The organism is Streptomyces sp. NPDC002643 (assembly GCF_053592555.1).
Genome location: NZ_JBSFVY010000003.1, coordinates 423052 through 440158, shown reverse-complemented (window position 1 = coordinate 440158; position 17107 = coordinate 423052). Strand labels below are relative to the sequence as shown.

Annotated in this window: 13 protein-coding genes and 1 pseudogene; 10 read left to right on the top strand and 4 right to left on the bottom strand. The window is 70.3% G+C overall.

The window, feature by feature from the left end; genetic code table 11:
- The first annotated feature begins 355 nt into the window (after positions 1–355).
- The 8 genes and pseudogenes from ACWD4G_RS06645 to ACWD4G_RS06610 all read left to right on the top strand — a co-directional run.
- The gene (locus tag ACWD4G_RS06645; protein ID WP_451291087.1) at positions 356–1075 is read left to right on the top strand and encodes an AfsR/SARP family transcriptional regulator; all 720 of its coding nucleotides are present in this window, start codon (positions 356–358) and stop codon (positions 1073–1075) included.
- A 336-nt stretch (positions 1076–1411) separates the two neighbouring features.
- A complete protein-coding gene (locus ACWD4G_RS06640) occupies positions 1412–3091 on the top strand; it encodes an aldehyde dehydrogenase family protein (RefSeq protein WP_451291086.1) in 1680 nt (559 codons plus the stop codon).
- 302 nt (positions 3092–3393) lie between these two features.
- Positions 3394–4689, top strand: a complete 1296-nt coding sequence (locus ACWD4G_RS06635) for an aspartate aminotransferase family protein (protein ID WP_451291085.1) — start codon at positions 3394–3396, stop codon at positions 4687–4689.
- On the top strand, positions 4682–5149 hold the full coding sequence (locus ACWD4G_RS06630) for a type II toxin-antitoxin system RatA family toxin (protein ID WP_451291084.1): 468 nt from the start codon (positions 4682–4684) through the stop codon (positions 5147–5149). Before ACWD4G_RS06635 ends, ACWD4G_RS06630 begins: the two co-directional genes overlap by 8 nt.
- Before the next feature lie 41 nt (positions 5150–5190).
- Positions 5191–6204 (top strand): beta-ketoacyl-ACP synthase III, encoded by a 1014-nt coding sequence (locus tag ACWD4G_RS06625; protein WP_451291083.1) that lies wholly within the window; start codon positions 5191–5193, stop codon positions 6202–6204.
- A gap of 75 nt (positions 6205–6279) precedes the next feature.
- A complete protein-coding gene (locus tag ACWD4G_RS06620) occupies positions 6280–6528 on the top strand; it encodes an acyl carrier protein (protein ID WP_451291082.1) in 249 nt (82 codons plus the stop codon).
- Positions 6528–7778 (top strand): beta-ketoacyl-[acyl-carrier-protein] synthase family protein, encoded by a 1251-nt coding sequence (locus tag ACWD4G_RS06615; protein WP_451291081.1) that lies wholly within the window; start codon positions 6528–6530, stop codon positions 7776–7778. The genes ACWD4G_RS06620 and ACWD4G_RS06615 overlap by 1 nt, the downstream gene beginning before the upstream one ends.
- A gap of 112 nt (positions 7779–7890) precedes the next feature.
- Positions 7891–8463 (top strand): annotated as a pseudogene (locus ACWD4G_RS06610) (IS5/IS1182 family transposase); the annotation flags it as partial.
- A gap of 911 nt (positions 8464–9374) precedes the next feature.
- Here the strand turns inward: ACWD4G_RS06610 and ACWD4G_RS06605 are convergent.
- From ACWD4G_RS06605 to ACWD4G_RS06590, 4 genes are all read right to left on the bottom strand, one after another.
- Entirely contained in the window at positions 9375–10370 is a 996-nt protein-coding gene (locus ACWD4G_RS06605) for an acyl-CoA desaturase (RefSeq protein WP_451291160.1), read from the bottom strand.
- A 126-nt stretch (positions 10371–10496) separates the two neighbouring features.
- Positions 10497–10814, bottom strand: a complete 318-nt coding sequence (locus ACWD4G_RS06600; protein WP_451291080.1) for a RedY protein — start codon at positions 10812–10814, stop codon at positions 10497–10499.
- A gap of 20 nt (positions 10815–10834) precedes the next feature.
- Positions 10835–11980 carry an L-prolyl-[peptidyl-carrier protein] dehydrogenase gene (gene redW, locus ACWD4G_RS06595; RefSeq protein ID WP_451291079.1) on the bottom strand — a complete coding sequence of 382 codons (1146 nt, stop codon included), beginning with the start codon at positions 11978–11980 and terminating at the stop codon, positions 10835–10837.
- Entirely contained in the window at positions 11977–14772 is a 2796-nt protein-coding gene (locus ACWD4G_RS06590) for a beta-ketoacyl [acyl carrier protein] synthase domain-containing protein (protein WP_451291078.1), read from the bottom strand. Before ACWD4G_RS06590 ends, redW begins: the two co-directional genes overlap by 4 nt.
- Positions 14773–15245: 473 nt before the next feature.
- Between ACWD4G_RS06590 and ACWD4G_RS06585 the strand changes: the two genes are divergently transcribed.
- Positions 15246–15506 carry an acyl carrier protein gene (locus ACWD4G_RS06585; protein ID WP_451291077.1) on the top strand — a complete coding sequence of 87 codons (261 nt, stop codon included), beginning with the start codon at positions 15246–15248 and terminating at the stop codon, positions 15504–15506.
- On the top strand, positions 15503–17077 hold the full coding sequence (locus ACWD4G_RS06580) for an aminotransferase class I/II-fold pyridoxal phosphate-dependent enzyme (RefSeq protein WP_451291076.1): 1575 nt from the start codon (positions 15503–15505) through the stop codon (positions 17075–17077). The genes ACWD4G_RS06585 and ACWD4G_RS06580 overlap by 4 nt, the downstream gene beginning before the upstream one ends.
- Positions 17078–17107 lie beyond the last annotated feature (30 nt).

Here is a 17107-nt window from a genome sequence, read left to right as displayed (position 1 = left end):
CCTTGAGGCCGTGGCCGCCGTCGTGGGCATGTCGGCGCCCAACGGCGCGGCAAGCCTTCCGACTCGATGATTCATCACTCAACCTTACAGACAATTAAAAGGTGCACGAGCCACCGACATTCGCTCAAGTCTTTGCAAAATTCGTGTCAACGAAATCGACGCTCGGGCAACTCCCATACGAGCAGCACTACGTACGCCGCACCTCGGCGCCTGGAGCGATGGATGACCTCAAGGCGACCGAGGTCGAGTGAGAGGCACGACACCTCGTGATCAATTCATGCTGGACAACTGCCGTACGGGGGTTGGCACATTGCTCATCGACATCTTAGGGCCCTTACAACTACGGCATGGCGATGTGACGGTCGACGTCCCCGGCGAGAAACTCAGAGCCATCATCGCCTCCTTGGCACTGAGCCCCGGGGAAGTCGTCTCAGGCACCAAGCTCCTGGACGAACTCTGGGGTGATTCCCCGCCGCGCACCGCGGCCAACACGCTCCAGGGGCACATCGCCCGACTACGCCGCATGATCGTGAAGCAGACCAGAAGCCCATACGCCCGCGAGGCGATCAAGACCTCAAGTTCGGGCTACCTGCTCGACGTCGACGCGGAGAACGTCGACGCGCTGCGCTTCACGCGAATCGTGGAGCACGTCGGCCTACACGTCCGCACCGAGCCGGAGCGCAGTATTCAGCAGCTCACCTCCGCACTGCGCGTGTGGCGCGGTGCCGCACTCTCGGACGCCGGGCCGGGCATCGCCTGCCGGACCGCCGCCGCCCACCTGGAGGAGATGAGGCTCATTGCGAGGGAGCTGCTCATCGAGGCCAAGTCGGCGCTGGGTCTGCACCGGGAGATCGTGCCCGAACTGGAGCAACTGCTGACGCGCCATCCCCTGCGGGAGCGCTTCTGCGAGCAGCTGATGCTGGCGCTCTACCGCACCGGCCGCCAGGCGGACGCGATCAGCGCCTACCACCGGGTGCGCCATCAACTCTCGGAGGAACTAGGACTGGAGCCCGGACCCGGGATGCAGGCGCGACTCTCCGAGATCCTCCGGCAGGAGCCCAGCCTGCTCGCGTGAGCGTCATGTGAATGCCCTGATGTCGGCCCGCAGCCTTGACCGCTCCGAGCGGGTCGCATCGGATGTCTTGACCCCGCTAACTTAGTCACATGACTAAGTTAGCGCTCCCCTTCCCATCTGTCCACCCTCAGTTTCCGCCTACTTCCGCCCCGCCGAAGGGCGCGGTCGCCCGGGGCGCGGCGCTGCCGCGCCCCGGGCGACCGGCACCGACAGGCGCCGCGGAGACCGCCGCCCATAGGCGTCACTGAGATTTCAGCGCAGTTTCAGGAGTTCCTGTAAGGCTATTCCCGCTAGCGTTTCGGCCGTCTATCCAATTCTTGGGTGTGAGGAGCGCGCGTGGGCAGTGTGCCGTTTTCTCGTCAGACGTCGCAGCAGTCGGACTCCATTGAGAGGCCCGGCGGCCTGCGCACTTATTGCTCGTATGTGAACGGAAAGCAGGTGGAGACCGGCGAGTGGGTTTACGTCGTACATGCCGAGTCACTATTGGATGACGTATTCGGTAGCCTGCGACTCAAACGGGCACTGGAAAAGGGTCGGATAAGCACGACCGATCTTCCTGAATCCATTGTCGGGCAAGTGGCCAAGGCCGACCCGGAAACCGTGCAGCAGGCGCTGAAAGCGGCCGCGGCCACCGTGCGCGAATGGTGCGCCGTGCCCCTCGACGTGCGGCTGGACGACTTCGCCGCGCGGCTGTACGCCCGGCTGACCGAGAAGGCCGACGAGATCGCCCAGATCCTGGTGGCCGAGGGGCATCCGCTGCCTCTGGCCCGCTGGCAGGTCTCCGGCATGCTCGACCTGTTCGGCCGCGAGTCCGTCGACTTCTACCGCCGGCAGATGCTCCAGGAGTATCGGCACGGTGCACGCACCCTCCAGGTGCGCCGCCAGGCGGACGGAGTCGTGTGTGTGAACCCGCCGCAGAACGCGCCGCTGTCCAGCGCCCTCCTCTGCGCCATGGCGCTGATGGCCGGCAACGCGCTGGTCGTACGGGCGCCCCGGAGCGGCCCACTGGGCGTGATGTACATCCTCCAGGAGATCGTGGTCCCCGTCCTGGACGAGATCGGCGCCCCGCCCGGCGTCCTCAACGTGGTGTGCGGGGACCCGGCCCCGATGCTCACCGCCTGGCTGGACAGCCCGTACGTCGACGACATCATCTACTTCGGCAGCAGCGAGAACGGCATCGAGTTCGAGAAGCGCTGCGTCGCCGCCGGGAAGAAGCCGATCCTCGAACTCGCCGGGAACGACGTGGTGACCGTCTGGAAGGACGCCGACACCGAACTCGCCGCCGAGGCACTCATCGAGGGCTTCTACGGTTCCGGCCAACTGTGCATGATCCCCAACCAGGTGCTGGTGCACCCCGACGCCGCCCCCGCGCTGCTGGAGCACCTCGCCGCCCGCGTCCAGCAGGTGCGGCCCGGCCGGCCGAGCGACCCCGAGGTGCTGCTCACCCCGGTGCTCCGCAACGAGAAGTTCTTCGCCTGCCTCAAAGACGCGCTGGCCAAGGGCGCCGAACTCCTCTGCGGCGGCCACGCCATGCAGCTCGACGGCACCCGCGACCGGCACGGCATCTTCCTCGAACCCACCGTCCTGCGGATCGAAGGACTCGCCGGAGCCCGCGAGATCCGGGCGGTACGCCATGAGACGTTCTTCCCGCTGCTGCCCGTCATCGTCGCCGAGCCGGGCACCGACGGTGAGATTCTGGACAGCTTCATCGAGTTCGTCGACACCAACGCCTACGGTCTGCGCAACTCGCTCTGGGCACGGGACGCCGACATCATCGACCGCTTCACCGCCCGCGTCCGCACGGGCGGCCTGCTGAAGGTCAACGACTCCCACATCGGGTTCCTGCCCCGCCTGCCCAGCCACGGCGGCACCGGATTGACCGGCGGCGTCACCGGCGAGGCCAACTACCCCATACTGCGCACCTCCCATCTCCAAGGCGTCAGCATCAGCACCGGCTCCCGGCCCCGCGACGCCGTCTTCGGAGCCTGGAACGCGCTGTTCCGGCAGGCTCCCTAAGCCATGTCGTCAAATTCCCGTCTGCCCCGCGACGCTATGCACGCTCCCCCACTGCCTTAAGGGCGTGGGAGATGCCCCACGACGCCGCGAGGCCGCCCTTCGGGCGACGACGGGAATTTGACGACAGGACCTAGGCCCTGTCGCGCAGGTCCCGTCTGCCCCGCGACGCCCGGCACACTCCCCTACCGCCGTGAGGGCATGGGCCCCCACACGCCGCACGGGACGCGGACGCCCTGGCCGTGGGCGCGTCCCCGGCCCCTCAAGAGACCACCCGCCGCGACACCGACACGACGAGAGCCGACATGACCATCACCGCAACGAGCCGGCCGGACACCGACGCCGACACGCTCATCCGGCTCTACCGCAGCCGGATGAGCAAGGGCCGCGCCACCCTGGGCGAACTCTTCGGCAAACACGTGGAGCTGGAGTCCCAGGGCGCCTGGGTCACCGGGGAGCACGGCCGCCGCTTCCTCAACTGCGGGGGCTACGGCGTCTTCCTGATGGGCGCCCGGCACCCGACCGTGATCCGGCACATAGAAGAGCAGCTGCACCGGCATCCTGTGGCCACCCGCCTCCTGCTCGACCCCCAGGCCGCACACGCCGCCGACGCCCTGGTCACCCACACCCCCGCCGGCCTGGAGCGCGTCCACTTCGCCTGCGGCGGCGCGGAAGCGGTCGAGGCCGCCATCAAGCTCGCCCGCACCCAGGGCCGCGACCGGCTCGTCGCGGCCCACCAGGGCTACCACGGCAAGACCATGGGCGCCCTCAGCCTCACCGGCAAGGATGTCTTCCAGGAACCGTTCCGGCCACTGCTGCCGGGCGTCGACCACGTACCGTACGGCGACACCGGGGCGCTGGAGGACCTGCTGCGCACCATGCCGGGCCGTGCCTGCGTCGTCATGGAACCCGTGCAGGGCGAGGCCGGTGTGGTGATCCCGCCGCACGGCTTCCTGACGGAGGTGCAGCGGCTGTGCCGCACCTACGACGCCCTGTTCGTGCTGGACGAGATCCAGACGGGCTTCGGCCGGCTGGGCATGTGGTGGGGCGCCGACCACGAGGACGTCACCCCCGACATCCTGCTCACCGGCAAGGGGCTCGGCGGCGGAGTGCTGCCGGTGTCCGCGGTGGTGGCGACGCCGCGTGCGTTCGCCGCCTTCGACCGGGACCCGTATCTGCACACCTCCACCTTCTCCGCGATGCCGCTGGCGATGGCCGCGGTCCGTGGCGCGATCGCGGCCATGGAGGAGGAGGACCTCGTCGGCCGCGCCCGCGAGCTGGGCACCCAACTCCTCGCCGAGCTACGGAGCATCACGGCCCGGCATCTCGGCGGCCTCGTACGAGAGGTCCGCGGGCGCGGCCTGCTCCTCGGCATCGAGTTCACCGAGCCGGGCATCGCCGGGGAACTGCTCATCGAACTCCTGGAGCAGGGCGTCATCGCCAACCACTCCCTCAACTCGCACATGGTGTTGCGCCTCACTCCACCGGCCGTTCTCCGGTCCTCCGACGTGGAGTTCCTGTGCACGGCCCTCGACCGGGCCTGCCGCGCGCAAGCTGCCCGCTCATACCCGAATCACCGAGGTGAGGACGCACATGCGTAGTGTTCAGGTGGCACTCGACCTGCCCACCGCCGACCCCGACACCGCACTGGACACGGTCAGGGGGTTCGAGCGCTATCCGGACCTGGCCCCCGATGTGCGGTCCGTCGTCGCGCGTGAGGACTCCAGCGACTGGGAGGTGTACTTCCGCAACGGCATCCTGCGCTGGACGGAGCGGGACAGCACCGACTTCGACGCCCGGGTCATCACGTTCGCGCTGGAGGACGGGGACTTCGAGGAACTCTCGGGGACCTGGCGGTTCGTGCCGCACGGCGACGGCTGCCGCCTCCACTTCGACGCGGAGTTCGACTTCGGCATCCCGAGTCTCGTCGGCATCCTCGACCCGGTCGCCGAGCGCGTCATGAAGGAAATCATCGCCCGCGTGGTCGTGGGGCTCTTCCACGATGCCCAGGTGGTCGGTGACGAGCAGCTCTCCCGCGTGCTCGCCGACGCGAGCGCCTGACAGGTGGCGACAGGCCCCCACGGGGGCGAAGGGAACGGATGATGGCGTCTCGGCACATTCCCGCGGCCGTCCTGTGCGGTCTGGGCGGCTGGCTGCCCGGCCCGGTCGTCACCAACGACGACCTCGGCCGTGAACTGGACACCTCCGACGAGTGGATCCGCAGCCGCACCGGCATCGGACGCCGCCATGTCGCCGAGCCAGGGACGGCGACCTCCGACCTGGCCGTCGAGGCGGGGCGGCGGGCCCTGAAGTCCGCCGGTCTGGACACGGCCGACATGGTGATCGTCGCCACGACCACACCCGACCGGCCCTGCCCGGCCACGGCGCCGAAGGTCGCCGCCGATCTCGGTCTCGGCACGGTCCCGGCGTTCGACGTCGGTGCCGTCTGCACCGGCTTCCTGTACGCGCTGGCCACAGCGGCCGGCTTCCTGGCGGCGGGCTCGGCCGGCACCGTGCTGGTCATCGGCGCCGACACCTACTCCCGCATCCTCGACCCCGCCGACCGCTCGACCCGCGCCATCTTCGGCGACGGGGCCGGCGCGGTGGTCCTGCGGGCCGGTGACACGGACGAGCCGGGGGCGCTCGGCCGGGTCGAGCTGGGCAGCGACGGACGCGGGTGCGACCTGATCACCGTTCCCTCCGGCGGCTCGCGGGACCCGTTCCGGGCCGCGACGGCCGACCATGCCGACCCGTACTTCCGGATGGAGGGAAGAAAGGTCTTCCGCAGCGCCGTCGAGCGGATGACCGCCGCCTCCATGACAGCGGCGGAGGCGTTCGACCGGGGCCTCGACGACATCGACGTACTCGTCGCCCACCAGGCCAATCTGCGCATCCTGCACGCGGTCGCCGACCAGCTGCGCGTACCGCGCGCCCGCTGCCACGTCCATCTGGACCGGGTGGGCAACACCGCGGCCGCCTCGATTCCGCTCGCCCTCGCCGACGCCGTGACGTCCGGCACCCTGCGCCCCGGCGACCGGGTGGTGACCACCGCCTTCGGCGGCGGCCTCACCTGGGGGGCCGTTGCCCTGCGCTGGCCGGACGTCAGCCCGGCCTGACCCGGGCCCACCGGCCCGCACCCGGCTCCACCTTCCGCTCACATCCCGGCACAGCCCGAACAGAGAGAGAACACGATGAGTAATGCGACGAGTGACGTGTACGAGCGCTTCATCGGCCTGCTGAGCGGGTTCGGCGTCGCGGCCGACGAAGTCGAGGCCGACCACACCTTCACCCAGCTTGAGTTCGACTCGCTCGCCCTGGTGGAACTGATGCTCGCCGTTCAGCAAGAGTTCGGCGTCACCATCGGCGACGACGAGCTGGCCCCCGAGGACACCATGGTGCGCACCGCCAAGGTCATCGAAGACAAGTTGGTGAGCGTGTGATGAGCACCGCTCCGCCCGCTCGTCCCGAACCGTTCCACGCCGCGGTGACCGGCATCGGCATGGTGACGGCGGGCGGTGTGGGCGTCGCGCCCACATGGCGGCGAGTGTGCGAGGCGTCCGGCACCGCGGCCAGCGAGGTGCCGGCGCTGGCGGGCGCCCCGGTCGGATTCGGCTGCGTCGTGCCCGACTTCGACGCCGCCGCCCTGATCGGACGGCGCAAGGCCTGGCGCCTGGATCGCGTCAGCCAGCTCGCCCTCGTCGCCGCCACGGAGGCGGTCGCCGACGCGGGACTGGACCCGGCCCGGTGGGACGGCGCCCGCGTCGGCGTGGTGCTCGGCTGCGGCATCGGCGGGACGGCCAGCTGGGAGAGACAGTACGACGTACTGCGGGACAGCGGGCCCGAGAAGGTCTCCGCTCTCCTCATCCCCATGCTGGCGCCCAACATGTCGGCGGGCTACATCGCCATGGAGATCGGCGCCCGCGGCCCCAACCTCGTCACCGCCACCGCGTGCGCCTCCGGCACCACCGCCGTAGGCATGGCCCGCGAACTCTTGCGCAGTGGCGCCTGCGACGTGGTCGTCACCGGCGGCACGGAAGCCTGTGCGGTGCCCTCGATCTCCACCGGCTTCAGCCAGATGGGCGCCCTGTCACAGCGCCGCGAGGACATCAGGGGCTCCTCCCGGCCGTTCGACGCCGGACGCGACGGCTTCGTACTCGCTGAGGGGGCCGCGATCCTCGTCCTGGAGCGACCGGCCGACGCACGGGCGCGTGGTGCCCGCGTGCACGCCCATATCAGCGGATACGGCGCCTCTGCGGACGCGCACAACGCCACTGCGCCGGACCCCGAGGGCATGGGGGCCGAACTCGCGGTGCGGGCCGCGCTGGCCGACGCCCGTCTGGCGCCCGGAGACATCGACCACGTCAACGCCCACGGGACGTCCACGCCGCTGAACGACGTGACGGAGGGCCGGCTGATCCGGCGGGTCTTCGGCGACCGGCCGTCCGTCACCTCGGTGAAGGGCGTCCTGGGCCACGCGCTGGGCGCCGCCGGCGCCATCGAGGCGGCGGTCACGGTGCTCACCGTGGAGCACTCGGTGGTGCCGCCGACCGCCAACCTCGACAGCCAGGACGCCGAGATAGACCTCGATGTCGTCGCCAAGAAGTCGCGCGAGGGGGCCGTGCGGGTCGCCGTCAGCACCTCCTTCGGCTTCGGCGGACAGAACGCGGTGCTGCTGGTCACCGCGGCGTGAACGCGGCCCCGTATGGCACTGGCCGGCAGTTGGATGCTGTCGGTTGATTCGGGGCCTGGCGTGACGTCGGCTTTCAGGACCGGGTTGTGGTCTTGAAGGCCGACGTTGTCGTATGGGGTGGGTGCGGGTGGCCCGGACCGCGTTCCCGAAGGCGAGCCCGGCCGTCCGGCTGCGGGACGAGCTGGGGCCCTTTCACGGATGAGGAGTTCGCGGATCTGTTCCCCGATCGGGGGCGTCCTGCCTGGTCACCTGCCGGACTGGTGCTGGTGTCGGTGTTGCAGTTCGTGGAGGGGCTGGCTGCCGGCGTACACCTGAAGAACTCCTCGTACGGGACCGGCTGACCGGGGCGGGCGGCGGGTGCTGGACGGCGTGCCGGCCGCAGCCCGGGAAAAGGGCTGCTCAAGCGGGCGGGACGGGCCCGGACGGACTCCAACGCATGTGCTGTCGGCGGCGTGTGAGCTGTGCCGGCTGGAGATGGTGGCGGAGACCCTGCGGGCGGCGCTGACGCAGGCCGCCCCCCAACCGGCTGGCCGGTACTGCCGAGCCCGACTGGTTCCGGCACTACGGGGCCAGGGCGGAGGACAGCCGGTTCCCTACCAGCCGCGCGAAGCGAAACGAGATAGGGACGCGCATCGGCCGGGACGGAACACGCCTGCTGGCGGCCGTCTTTGCGCCCGGCGGCCCGACGGTCCGCGCGGGCTTGCGGGCTTGCGGGCTTGCGGGCTTGCGGGCTGGACAAGGTGAGGAGCCGCTTCACCGCTCCGGCGTTCCGCACGTTCACCGTCCTGATCGCGCAGACCGGACGGCGCACGGTGTGCGGCATGCTCACCGGCGTGGGCCTGAAGCGCGCCTGGCCGCATGACCGCGCGCATTGCCGCCACCAGCGGCGCGCCCGCGGGCACGAGCAGCCGCGCGATGACGTGGGAGAGCACCGATGCCCACCAGGTCCGCGTCCCAGGCCGCACAGGAGAAGTAAGGGCGGCAGGCACACGGGCCGGGCGAGGAACGGCAGACGGACGATCAGCCCCAGCGTGACACGTGCCGCCTGTGGCGGCCGGGCGGCGCGAAGACAAGGTCGGGCTGGCCGCTTCGATGACCCGGATGCTGTCCGCCTGCCGCTGCCGGCTGCGTGTGCTCGCGGACGCCGCCTACCACGGCCGGGCCCTGCGTGACCTGTCCGACACGGTCACCTACAGCACCCGCCTGCCCACAAGCGCCGTCCTCTACGCGCTTGCCCCGCCGACGACCGGACGGCCGGGTCGGCCCCACCCGAAGGGCGACCGCCTCGGCACCGGGACAGCTCCACCACCGGCCGGGTCATGGCCAGGTGGCTGGAGACCTCCTGCATCCGGCGGCCGGAACCGCTCTTGGAGGGCAGCCGGACGCAGCAGAGCGGTTCGGCCTTGCCGATGCCCAGGGCGGCGACCCGATTGATGATTTTCTGCGATTCATGGTGTCGACCAGCACCGGGCCTCTCCCTCCGCCTCGTCGTGCAGGCGGTTCCCGGCCGGGGAGAAGATCGGGCCGGGCGGAGAATACTCATCCTCATGCCCGCGGCGATATTGAAGGGCCCTGGGCTGCCTCCCGGCACCCGGCTCAAGCGTGGGAATCGGTCTGGCTGATCCGGCGGCTGAGCCTGGTTTCGTCCGGCCAGCGGACGTCCCAGGCCCAGCCCGCCAGTTCGCACCAGCGGATGATCCGGGCGCTGATGTCGATCTGACCCCTGCGCACTCCGTGCCGGGCGCAGGTGGGGTCCGCGTGGTGCAAGTTGTGCCAGGCATCGCCGAAGGTGAGCAACGACAGCCACCAGACGTTGCCCGACTTGTCCCGTGAACGGAAAGGGCGGTCACCGGCCACATGGCAGATGGAGTTGATGGACCACTCGACATGATGAACCAGCCCTACACGCACCAGAGTTGCCCAGAAGAAGGCGGTGAGAGCGCCCTCCCAGGACCAGGTGAGCAACGCTCCCAGAGCCGGCGGCGCCAGCACGGACACCAGCGTCAGATGCCAGTACTTCCGCGATATCCGCATCACCACGGGGTCCTTGAGCAGGTCCGGCGCATAGGTGATCAGCGAGGCGTGCCGGTGGAACAGCCACCCGACGTGCGCGAACAGCATTCCCTTGGCGATCGCGGGCGCGGAGATCCCGAACCGCCAGGGCGAGTGAGGGTCTCCCTCCCGGTCCGCGAAACGGTGGTGCTTACGGTGATTGGCCACCCAGGTGATGGGCGGGCCCTGCACGGCGAGGCTCCCGGCAATCGTCAGGGCGATGTGCAGTGGCTTGTTGGCCTTGAAGGCGCCATGGGTCAGATACCGGTGAAACCCCATGGACACGCCCAGCGTGGCGAAGCAGTACATCGCCACCGCGAGCGCGATGTCCACGGGTCCGATGCCCCACCCCCAGGCGACAGGCACCGCCACGACCAGCGCTGCGAAGGGAAGGCCGATCATCGCGTAGAGCACGAGACGGTCCCGCGTGCCTGCCAGAGTGTTGCTCTGTGCCATATGGGTCTCCGATTCCGATGTCGAGGAGGCACCACGGCTGCACGGAGGGTTGCCCTCCGTGCAGCCGTCGGGCTGGGTGGACACATCGGGCGTGAGGGCGAAGACGGCGTAGTGCCCTCCGAATCCCGACGAGTTGCTCACCACGGTGTCGATCCGTTGGGCCGGACGGGGCCCGGGTGGCGTGGGCGGGCCAGAGTGTCGCCAGTCGTGTCAGGAGGCGACATATCCCGGGCCCATGCGCTCACCCGCCAGCTCGTCGATCACCTCGGCCATCTTGTCGAATTCCGTCTCCAGCGCATGGAAGACCTCCCCGCTCATATCGGTCTCGAACGACTCGCGGTCGGTCACCCCGATGATCTCGAAGTAGTGGACCGGCGAGTCCGGCTCCGTCGAGACCCGCTGCACGCTGAACGTCCGCACGCTGGGCAACTGCGAACAGGCGGAGTAGTCGACGTCCCGCACCCAGGACTCGAAGCGCTCGCGCTCGGCGATGTCCCGCAGCCGTATCCGGTGAACGATGTAGTACATCGGCGTGTCTGCTCCCTGGTTCAGCGGGCGGGCCGAAGGCCCATCGCCCGAGCGATGTTGTTCTTCTGGATGTCGTTGGTGCCGGAGAAGATCCGGGAGGGCAGCGCGTCCCGCAGCAGCGTCTCGGCCTCGCCGTCGAGGATGCCGAGCGCCCCGCGCACCTGGACGGCGTCCAGACCGATCTGTACGGCGGCCTCGCTCACGGCCAGCTTGGCGAGCGCCGGGGCGATCTCGTCCTGGGAGTCCGCGTGCAGTCCGGCCGCCGCCTTGTAGAGCATCAGCCGCGCGGACTCCAGCCGCAGTGTCATGTCGACGATCCGGTGGCTGACGGCCTGGAAGCCGCCGATCGGCGTGCCGAACTGGCGGCGCTCACGGGCGTACTCGACCGTGGACTCCAGCACCCGCCGCATCGCCCCCAGATAGCTCGCGAACAGACACGTCCGCTCCCACCGCATGGACGCGGTGAAGACGCTGGCCCCGCTGCCCTCGGAGCCGAGCATCTGGTCGGCGGGCACGCGTACATCCTCCAGATGGACATCGGCCATCGGCGATCCGCGCAGTCCGACCTTGCCGTAGGGCCGGCCGACCGACAGGCCCGGTGTCGTGGCCTCCACCAGGAACGAGGAGAGGCCGAAGAAGCCGCCGTCGGGGCGGGTCGTGGCCTGGATCACGAAGACGTCGGCGACCGGCGAGTTGGTGGTGAAGCACTTGCCGCCGTTGAGGACGTAGTGGTCGCCGTCGCGCACCGCGCGGGTGGCCAGGCTCAGCGCGTCGGAGCCCGCGCCGGGCTCGGTGACGCCGTGCGCCGCGATCCGCTCGCCCGAGCACAGCGCGGGCAGCCAGCGCCGCTTCTGCTCCTCGGTGCCGAACTCCACCACCGGCGTCACGCAGGCGAAGAGATGGGCCGCGACCGAGAAGGCGAAGCCGGTGTCGCGGCAGCCGTAGCCCAGTGCCTCCATCAGCGCGGCCGCCGTCGTGGCGTCGAGGCCCAGACCGCCGTACTCGGTGGGGACGGTGATCCCCATGACGCCCTGCTGTCCGGCGAGGCGCCACCGCTCCCGGAACTCGGCCGGCTCGAAGGTCTCCGGCGGAGTGAGTTTGTGTCGTGCGAAGCTCGCGATCGTGTCGCGCATCTCTTCGGTTTCCGCGTCGAGATCGAAGTTCATCGGTATCCGTCCATGTCCGGTGTGTGGGTGGAGTGCGGCGCGGTGTCCTCCTCGACGAGGAGGTGGTAGTTGATGCCGCCGGTGCCGAACGAGCTGATGCCGGCCCGCCGGGGCCGCCCGTCGATCCGCGGCCACACCCCCGCGCCGGCGGAGATGGTGGCGGGGATCGAGGACAGGTCGAGCGCCGGGTTGACGGTCTCCAGGTTGGCGTTCGGGGGCAGCGTCCCGGCGCGCATCGCCAGCAGGGCGCGCAGCAGCCCCGCGCTGCCCGCGGCGGCGAAGGTGTGCCCGAAGAACGACTTGGCGGAGCCGATGTCCAGCGGCCGGGTGCGGCGCGGACCGCCGTACACCTCGCGACAGGCACTGACCTCGATCCGGTCGCCCACCTTCGTCCCGGTGCCGTGCGCCTCCAGGTAGTCCACGTCGGAGGGCGCGAAGTCGACCTGCTCGAAGGCCTGACGCATCGCGCGCACCTGCCCGTCGACATCGGGCGCGATCAGCGACTTGGCGTCGTTCGAGGCCCCCACGCCCCGCAGCAGGGCGCGCGGGACGTCGCCGTCCCGCCGGGCGTCGGAGAGCCGCTTGAGCAGGAACAGGGCGCAGCCGTCGCCCGCGGTGAAGCCGTCCGCGGCTTCGTCGAACGGGGTGATCCGGTCGTGCGAGAGCAGCCCCAGCGCCGAGCAGAGCACCATGTCCCGTTCGTTGCACGGGAGTTCCACCCCACCGGCCACCGCGTAGTCGACGGCGCCCGAGCGCAGGGCGCCGATCGCCACGTCGAGGGCGGCGAGTGAGGAGGCGCAGGCCGCCTCCACCGCGAGGGGCACGGCGTCCAGCCCGAACGCGCCCGCGATCAGCGCGGCGCTACCGCTGGCCAGGCACGCGTCCAGCAGAGCCGGTGTGACGGCCGCGCCGGGGGCGGGGTACGACCGGTGCACCCCGGCGAGCAGTTCGTCCAGCTCGGCCGGGGAGAGGTGCTTGAGCGAGGCGAGGTCGGCCGCCGCCGCGTCGAGCCGGGGCAGCCAGAGCTCGGTGTTGGCCCGCCGGTCGCGGCTCAGCCCGAGGTTGCTGCCGAGGGCGACCAGCCCCGGCCGGCCGCGCAGTCCCGCGTCGGCCGGGGGCCGTCCGGCGAACAGTTCGGCCGCGACGACGAGCGCCAGCCGTTGGGCCGGGTCGAGCGAGGCATACCGCTCCGGGTCGATGGGCACCGAGCCCGGAGGCACCTCGGGCACGGTCACGGCCGCGCCCCGGTCGGTGTAGCTGCGGTCCAGGCCGAGCGAGCCCGGCATGTGGTACAGCTCCGGATCGAGCGCTGAGCGCGGCAGCGGAGCGAAGCGGTCCTGGCCGGACAGAACGGTCCGCCAGAACTCCTCGGCATCGGCGGCCCCGGCGAAGCGGCCGCCCAGCGCCAGCACCGCGATCGGCTCCGGCTCGCGCGGGGCGGCCGGGACGCGATGGCGCCGGGGCAGATGTTCCTCCAGCACCAGGTGGCAGACCGAGCCGGTCAGCGAGGCGCCTACCACCAGTGCCCGGCGGGGCGCTTCCGGCGCTGCCACGGGCCACCGCTCAGCACGGTCGGGGCGCCGGAAGGGGAAGTCGTCGACCACGTTCCCGGGCCCGGTGGTGCCGTCCACGGGGCCGGCGGTGGGCGGCACGGTGCGGTGGTGCAGGGCGAGCGCCGCCTTGCTGACCGCGGCGAGCCCCGCGTTGGCCAGGGTGTGCCCCAGCTGCTCCGCCGTGCCGCCGAGCGCCGGCCGCCGTCCGGCGGGCCGCCCTAGCTCCTCGGTCAGCGCGGCGAGTGCGGCGCCCGCCATCGGTTCACCGCCGGCGTGCTCGACGTACCCGATCGACTCGGGGGTGGCGTCGGATGCGGCCAGGGCCTCGGTCAGGCCGACCCGGTGCACCTCGGTGGAGAGTGCGTAGCCGAAGGCACCCGGCCGGGCCTCGTGCCGTACGACGCACGCGCGGACGGTCGCGTAGATCCGGTCGCCGTCCTGCTCGGCGGTGGAGAGCCGCTTCAGCAGCAACGCGCCCACGCCCTCGCCGAGGGGCCAGGTGAGGCCCTTGGCCTTGAGGGCACGTGGCAGCAGCTCGCTCTCCCGCCGCTGCCCGGTCACCACCAGAGCGGCGTCGGAGACATGGCCGCGCAGGGCGGTCACCGCGTGCTGCAGAGCCAGGAAGCTCGTCGCGTCGGCCGACTCCAGGGCGAGCGTGCGGCCCCGCAGTTTGAAGGCGGTGGCGATACGGGCCGGGATGGTGCTGGCCATCTCGCCCACCCGGTCGTGCGGCGAGGCCCCCAGCCGCTGCCGCGCCAGCGAGCGCAGCTCCTCCGCGGCCTGGGCGGCGTTCTCCCGGGTGAGCGTGTCCCTGGATGCCTCGGCGGCCCGTTGGAGCTCTCGGGCATAGCGGCGGCCCTCGATGCGCAGCGCGTTGGCGTACTGCCGGTCGAGGCCGAAGCACGTACCCACGACGACATCCGTACGGTCGCGGTCGACAGCCCGGTCCACGCCGCCCGCGTCGGCCAGACAGCGGCGGGCCGCCTCCAGCATCAGCATCTGCAGGCGCGTCATCGCGCCCGCCTGGGCGGGCGGAATCCGGAAGGCGGCGACATCCACGGTGATGCGGTCGAGACCTCCTCGGCCGTCGCCTCCGGCCGAGTCGCCGGCGGTGTCCGGGGAAGCGCACCCGGACGTGTCGCTCATCAGCCGCCAGTATTCCTCGACGTCCTGGGCGTCCGGGTAGAGCACGGCCATCCCCACGATCGCCACCGGCTCATCCACCGTGCCTCTTTCCATGCCTCTTTCCGTGCCGCTCAACCGTGCCGCGGAGTGCATGACAGGGAAACTCCCTTGTGCCGATCCGGTCATTGATCGAGGCCCCTGCGAAAGTCCCGGAGGATGCGAGGGGTTCGAAAGGTGAGGGGAATGGGTCGGGTCCAGCGAATGTGAACCGTTCACCGGGGCCGACGCGGAAAGGCGGGGCGCCCCGGCCATGCGAAAAAGCCCGCGACTCTGTCTACCTTCGTCGACGGCTTCCTGTCCACCCCGAAATTCACCGACCCCGAACCGATCCGTTCGCGACGTCGCACGTCAGTGAGGGAGTTCGGCAAGATTTCCGGGAGCCTACAGTCCGCTGCCACTCCCGTCTCAGCGATCTGCAAGGGGCCACTGGCAGAGTGGTCCGCAGGAGCCGAACAGCGCCTTCGAGGCGGCGTCTTGTCCATGGCCGCGCACCGGCGAATCCATGGAATTCCGACCTTAGGACGACCATGACAACCGAGCAGTTGATCATCGATCATATCGCCGAGACCCTGCTGAACGGCGACAGTGACGGCCTGGACAGTGAAACGCCGCTGACCGAACTCAACATTATTGACTCGGCGGGAATCTTCGACCTCGTTCACCATCTGCAGAGCGAATTCCGCATCACCGTGCCGCTCGTGGAGGTCTCGCCGGTGAACTTCGCGACCGTGAGCGCCATGGCCGGTCTGGTGGACCGGCTGCGCAAAGATCAGGGAGGTACCCGATGACGGGTCGCACGAGCCGGACCGACGTGGAGACCTCCGCGAGCGTCGATCTGTTGGAGGCCGTACTCGTCTCCGCCATGCGTCACACCCAGTACGAGCGCGACCAACTCGACCCGGACGCCGACCTTGAGGGCGACCTGGGCATCGACTCGGTCATCCTGACCTCCCTCACCGGCGAAGTCGCCGATGCCTTCCGGCTGCCGCAGGACGCGGCCGGCGCCGTCACCGCCACCACCCTGCGCAAGCTCGCCGCCGAACTGGACTTCCTGCGCACGGCGGAGGGGGCCGGGCCGGAGGAGACGCCCTGGGACAGCCGTTCCATGAAGGACTTCGTGGAGGAGCGCAGCCCCGACCTCTTCGCCAAGGCCCGTAGTTTCCACGCGTACCGGCGCAAGCGGGAGGAGGAAAGGCTCTACTGGTACGGCATGCCGATGCGCTCGCGCAGCGCGAACCGCGCGCGCATCTTCGACGAACTGGAAGGCAGGGAGCGCGAGTTCCTGCACTTCGCGTCGAACAACTATCTGGGACTGGCCGATCATCCCAAGGTCGTCGAGGCGGTGTGCGACGCCACCCGCCGGTTCGGCGCCACCCACACCGGCTCCCGCATCATCGGCGGTACCAACATGCTCCACAAGGAGCTGGAGCGTCGGCTGGCCGCCTTCAAGAAGCGTCCCGCCTGCGCCGTCTTCCCCGGTGGCTACTCGGCCAACCTGGGTGTGATCTCCGGGCTGGTCAAGAGCTACGACGCGCTCGTCGTCGACAAGCTGAACCATATGAGCATCGTCGACGGCTGCAAGCTCTCCGGCGGCATCCGCAGGATCTTCCAGCACAACGACATGGCCGACCTCGAACGCGTCCTGCGGCGTTCCTCGGGGCCCGAGTCCGGCATCCTCGGCAAACTCATCGTGGTCGACGGCGTGTTCAGCATGCACGGCGACATCTGCGACCTGCCGGAGATCGTCCGACTCGCCCAGGAGTACGGCGCCAGGGTGCTGGTCGACGATGCCCACGCCACCGGTGTGCTCGGCGCCACCGGCTCCGGCACGGCCGAACACTTCGGGCTCAAGGGCCAGGTGGACCTGGAACTGGGCACGATGAGCAAGGCCCTGGCCGGCATGGGCGGCTTCGTCGTCGGCGACGAGGAGGTCATCGACTACCTCCGCTTCTACGCCAACTCCTATGTCTTCGCCGCCAACATCCCCGCCGGTGTCGCCGCGGGCCTGATCGCCTCCCTCGACGTCATGGAGTCCGAGCCCGAGCGCTTGGAGCGCCTCTGGTCGAACATCCGCACCCTCCGCGACTCGCTGCGAAGCGCCGGGTTCGACCTGGAGCGCACCGAGAGCGCGATCCTCCCCATCGTCGTCGGCGACGAGCGCCGCGCCATGGAGATGGGCCGCGCGGTCCGCGCCCGCGGCCTGTTCTGCCAGACCGTGGTCTTCCCGGGCGTACCGCTCGGCGACGCCCGGCTTCGCATCAGCGTGACCTCGGAGCACACCCCGAAGGACCTGGAGACGGCCGCCGGAATCTTCGTCGAGGCCGGCCGGGAGACGGGCGTGCTGCCCCCGTCCGCCTGAGGCCGCACGAGTACGCGAGTACGGAAGGAA

What these genes read in the sequence shown, in the direction of transcription:
- ACWD4G_RS06635 (WP_451291085.1), top strand. Translation starts at nt 3,394, where the DNA reads ATGACCATCACCGCAACGAGCCGGCCGGACACCGACGCCGACACGCTC.
- ACWD4G_RS06630 (WP_451291084.1), top strand. Translation starts at nt 4,682, where the DNA reads ATGCGTAGTGTTCAGGTGGCACTCGACCTGCCCACCGCCGACCCCGAC.
- ACWD4G_RS06625 (WP_451291083.1), top strand. Translation starts at nt 5,191, where the DNA reads ATGGCGTCTCGGCACATTCCCGCGGCCGTCCTGTGCGGTCTGGGCGGC.
- ACWD4G_RS06620 (WP_451291082.1), top strand. Translation starts at nt 6,280, where the DNA reads ATGAGTAATGCGACGAGTGACGTGTACGAGCGCTTCATCGGCCTGCTG.
- ACWD4G_RS06615 (WP_451291081.1), top strand. Translation starts at nt 6,528, where the DNA reads ATGAGCACCGCTCCGCCCGCTCGTCCCGAACCGTTCCACGCCGCGGTG.
- ACWD4G_RS06600 (WP_451291080.1), bottom strand. Translation starts at nt 10,814, where the DNA reads ATGTACTACATCGTTCACCGGATACGGCTGCGGGACATCGCCGAGCGC.
- redW (WP_451291079.1), bottom strand. Translation starts at nt 11,980, where the DNA reads ATGAACTTCGATCTCGACGCGGAAACCGAAGAGATGCGCGACACGATC.
- ACWD4G_RS06590 (WP_451291078.1), bottom strand. Translation starts at nt 14,772, where the DNA reads ATGGAAAGAGGCACGGTGGATGAGCCGGTGGCGATCGTGGGGATGGCC.
- ACWD4G_RS06585 (WP_451291077.1), top strand. Translation starts at nt 15,246, where the DNA reads ATGACAACCGAGCAGTTGATCATCGATCATATCGCCGAGACCCTGCTG.
- ACWD4G_RS06580 (WP_451291076.1), top strand. Translation starts at nt 15,503, where the DNA reads ATGACGGGTCGCACGAGCCGGACCGACGTGGAGACCTCCGCGAGCGTC.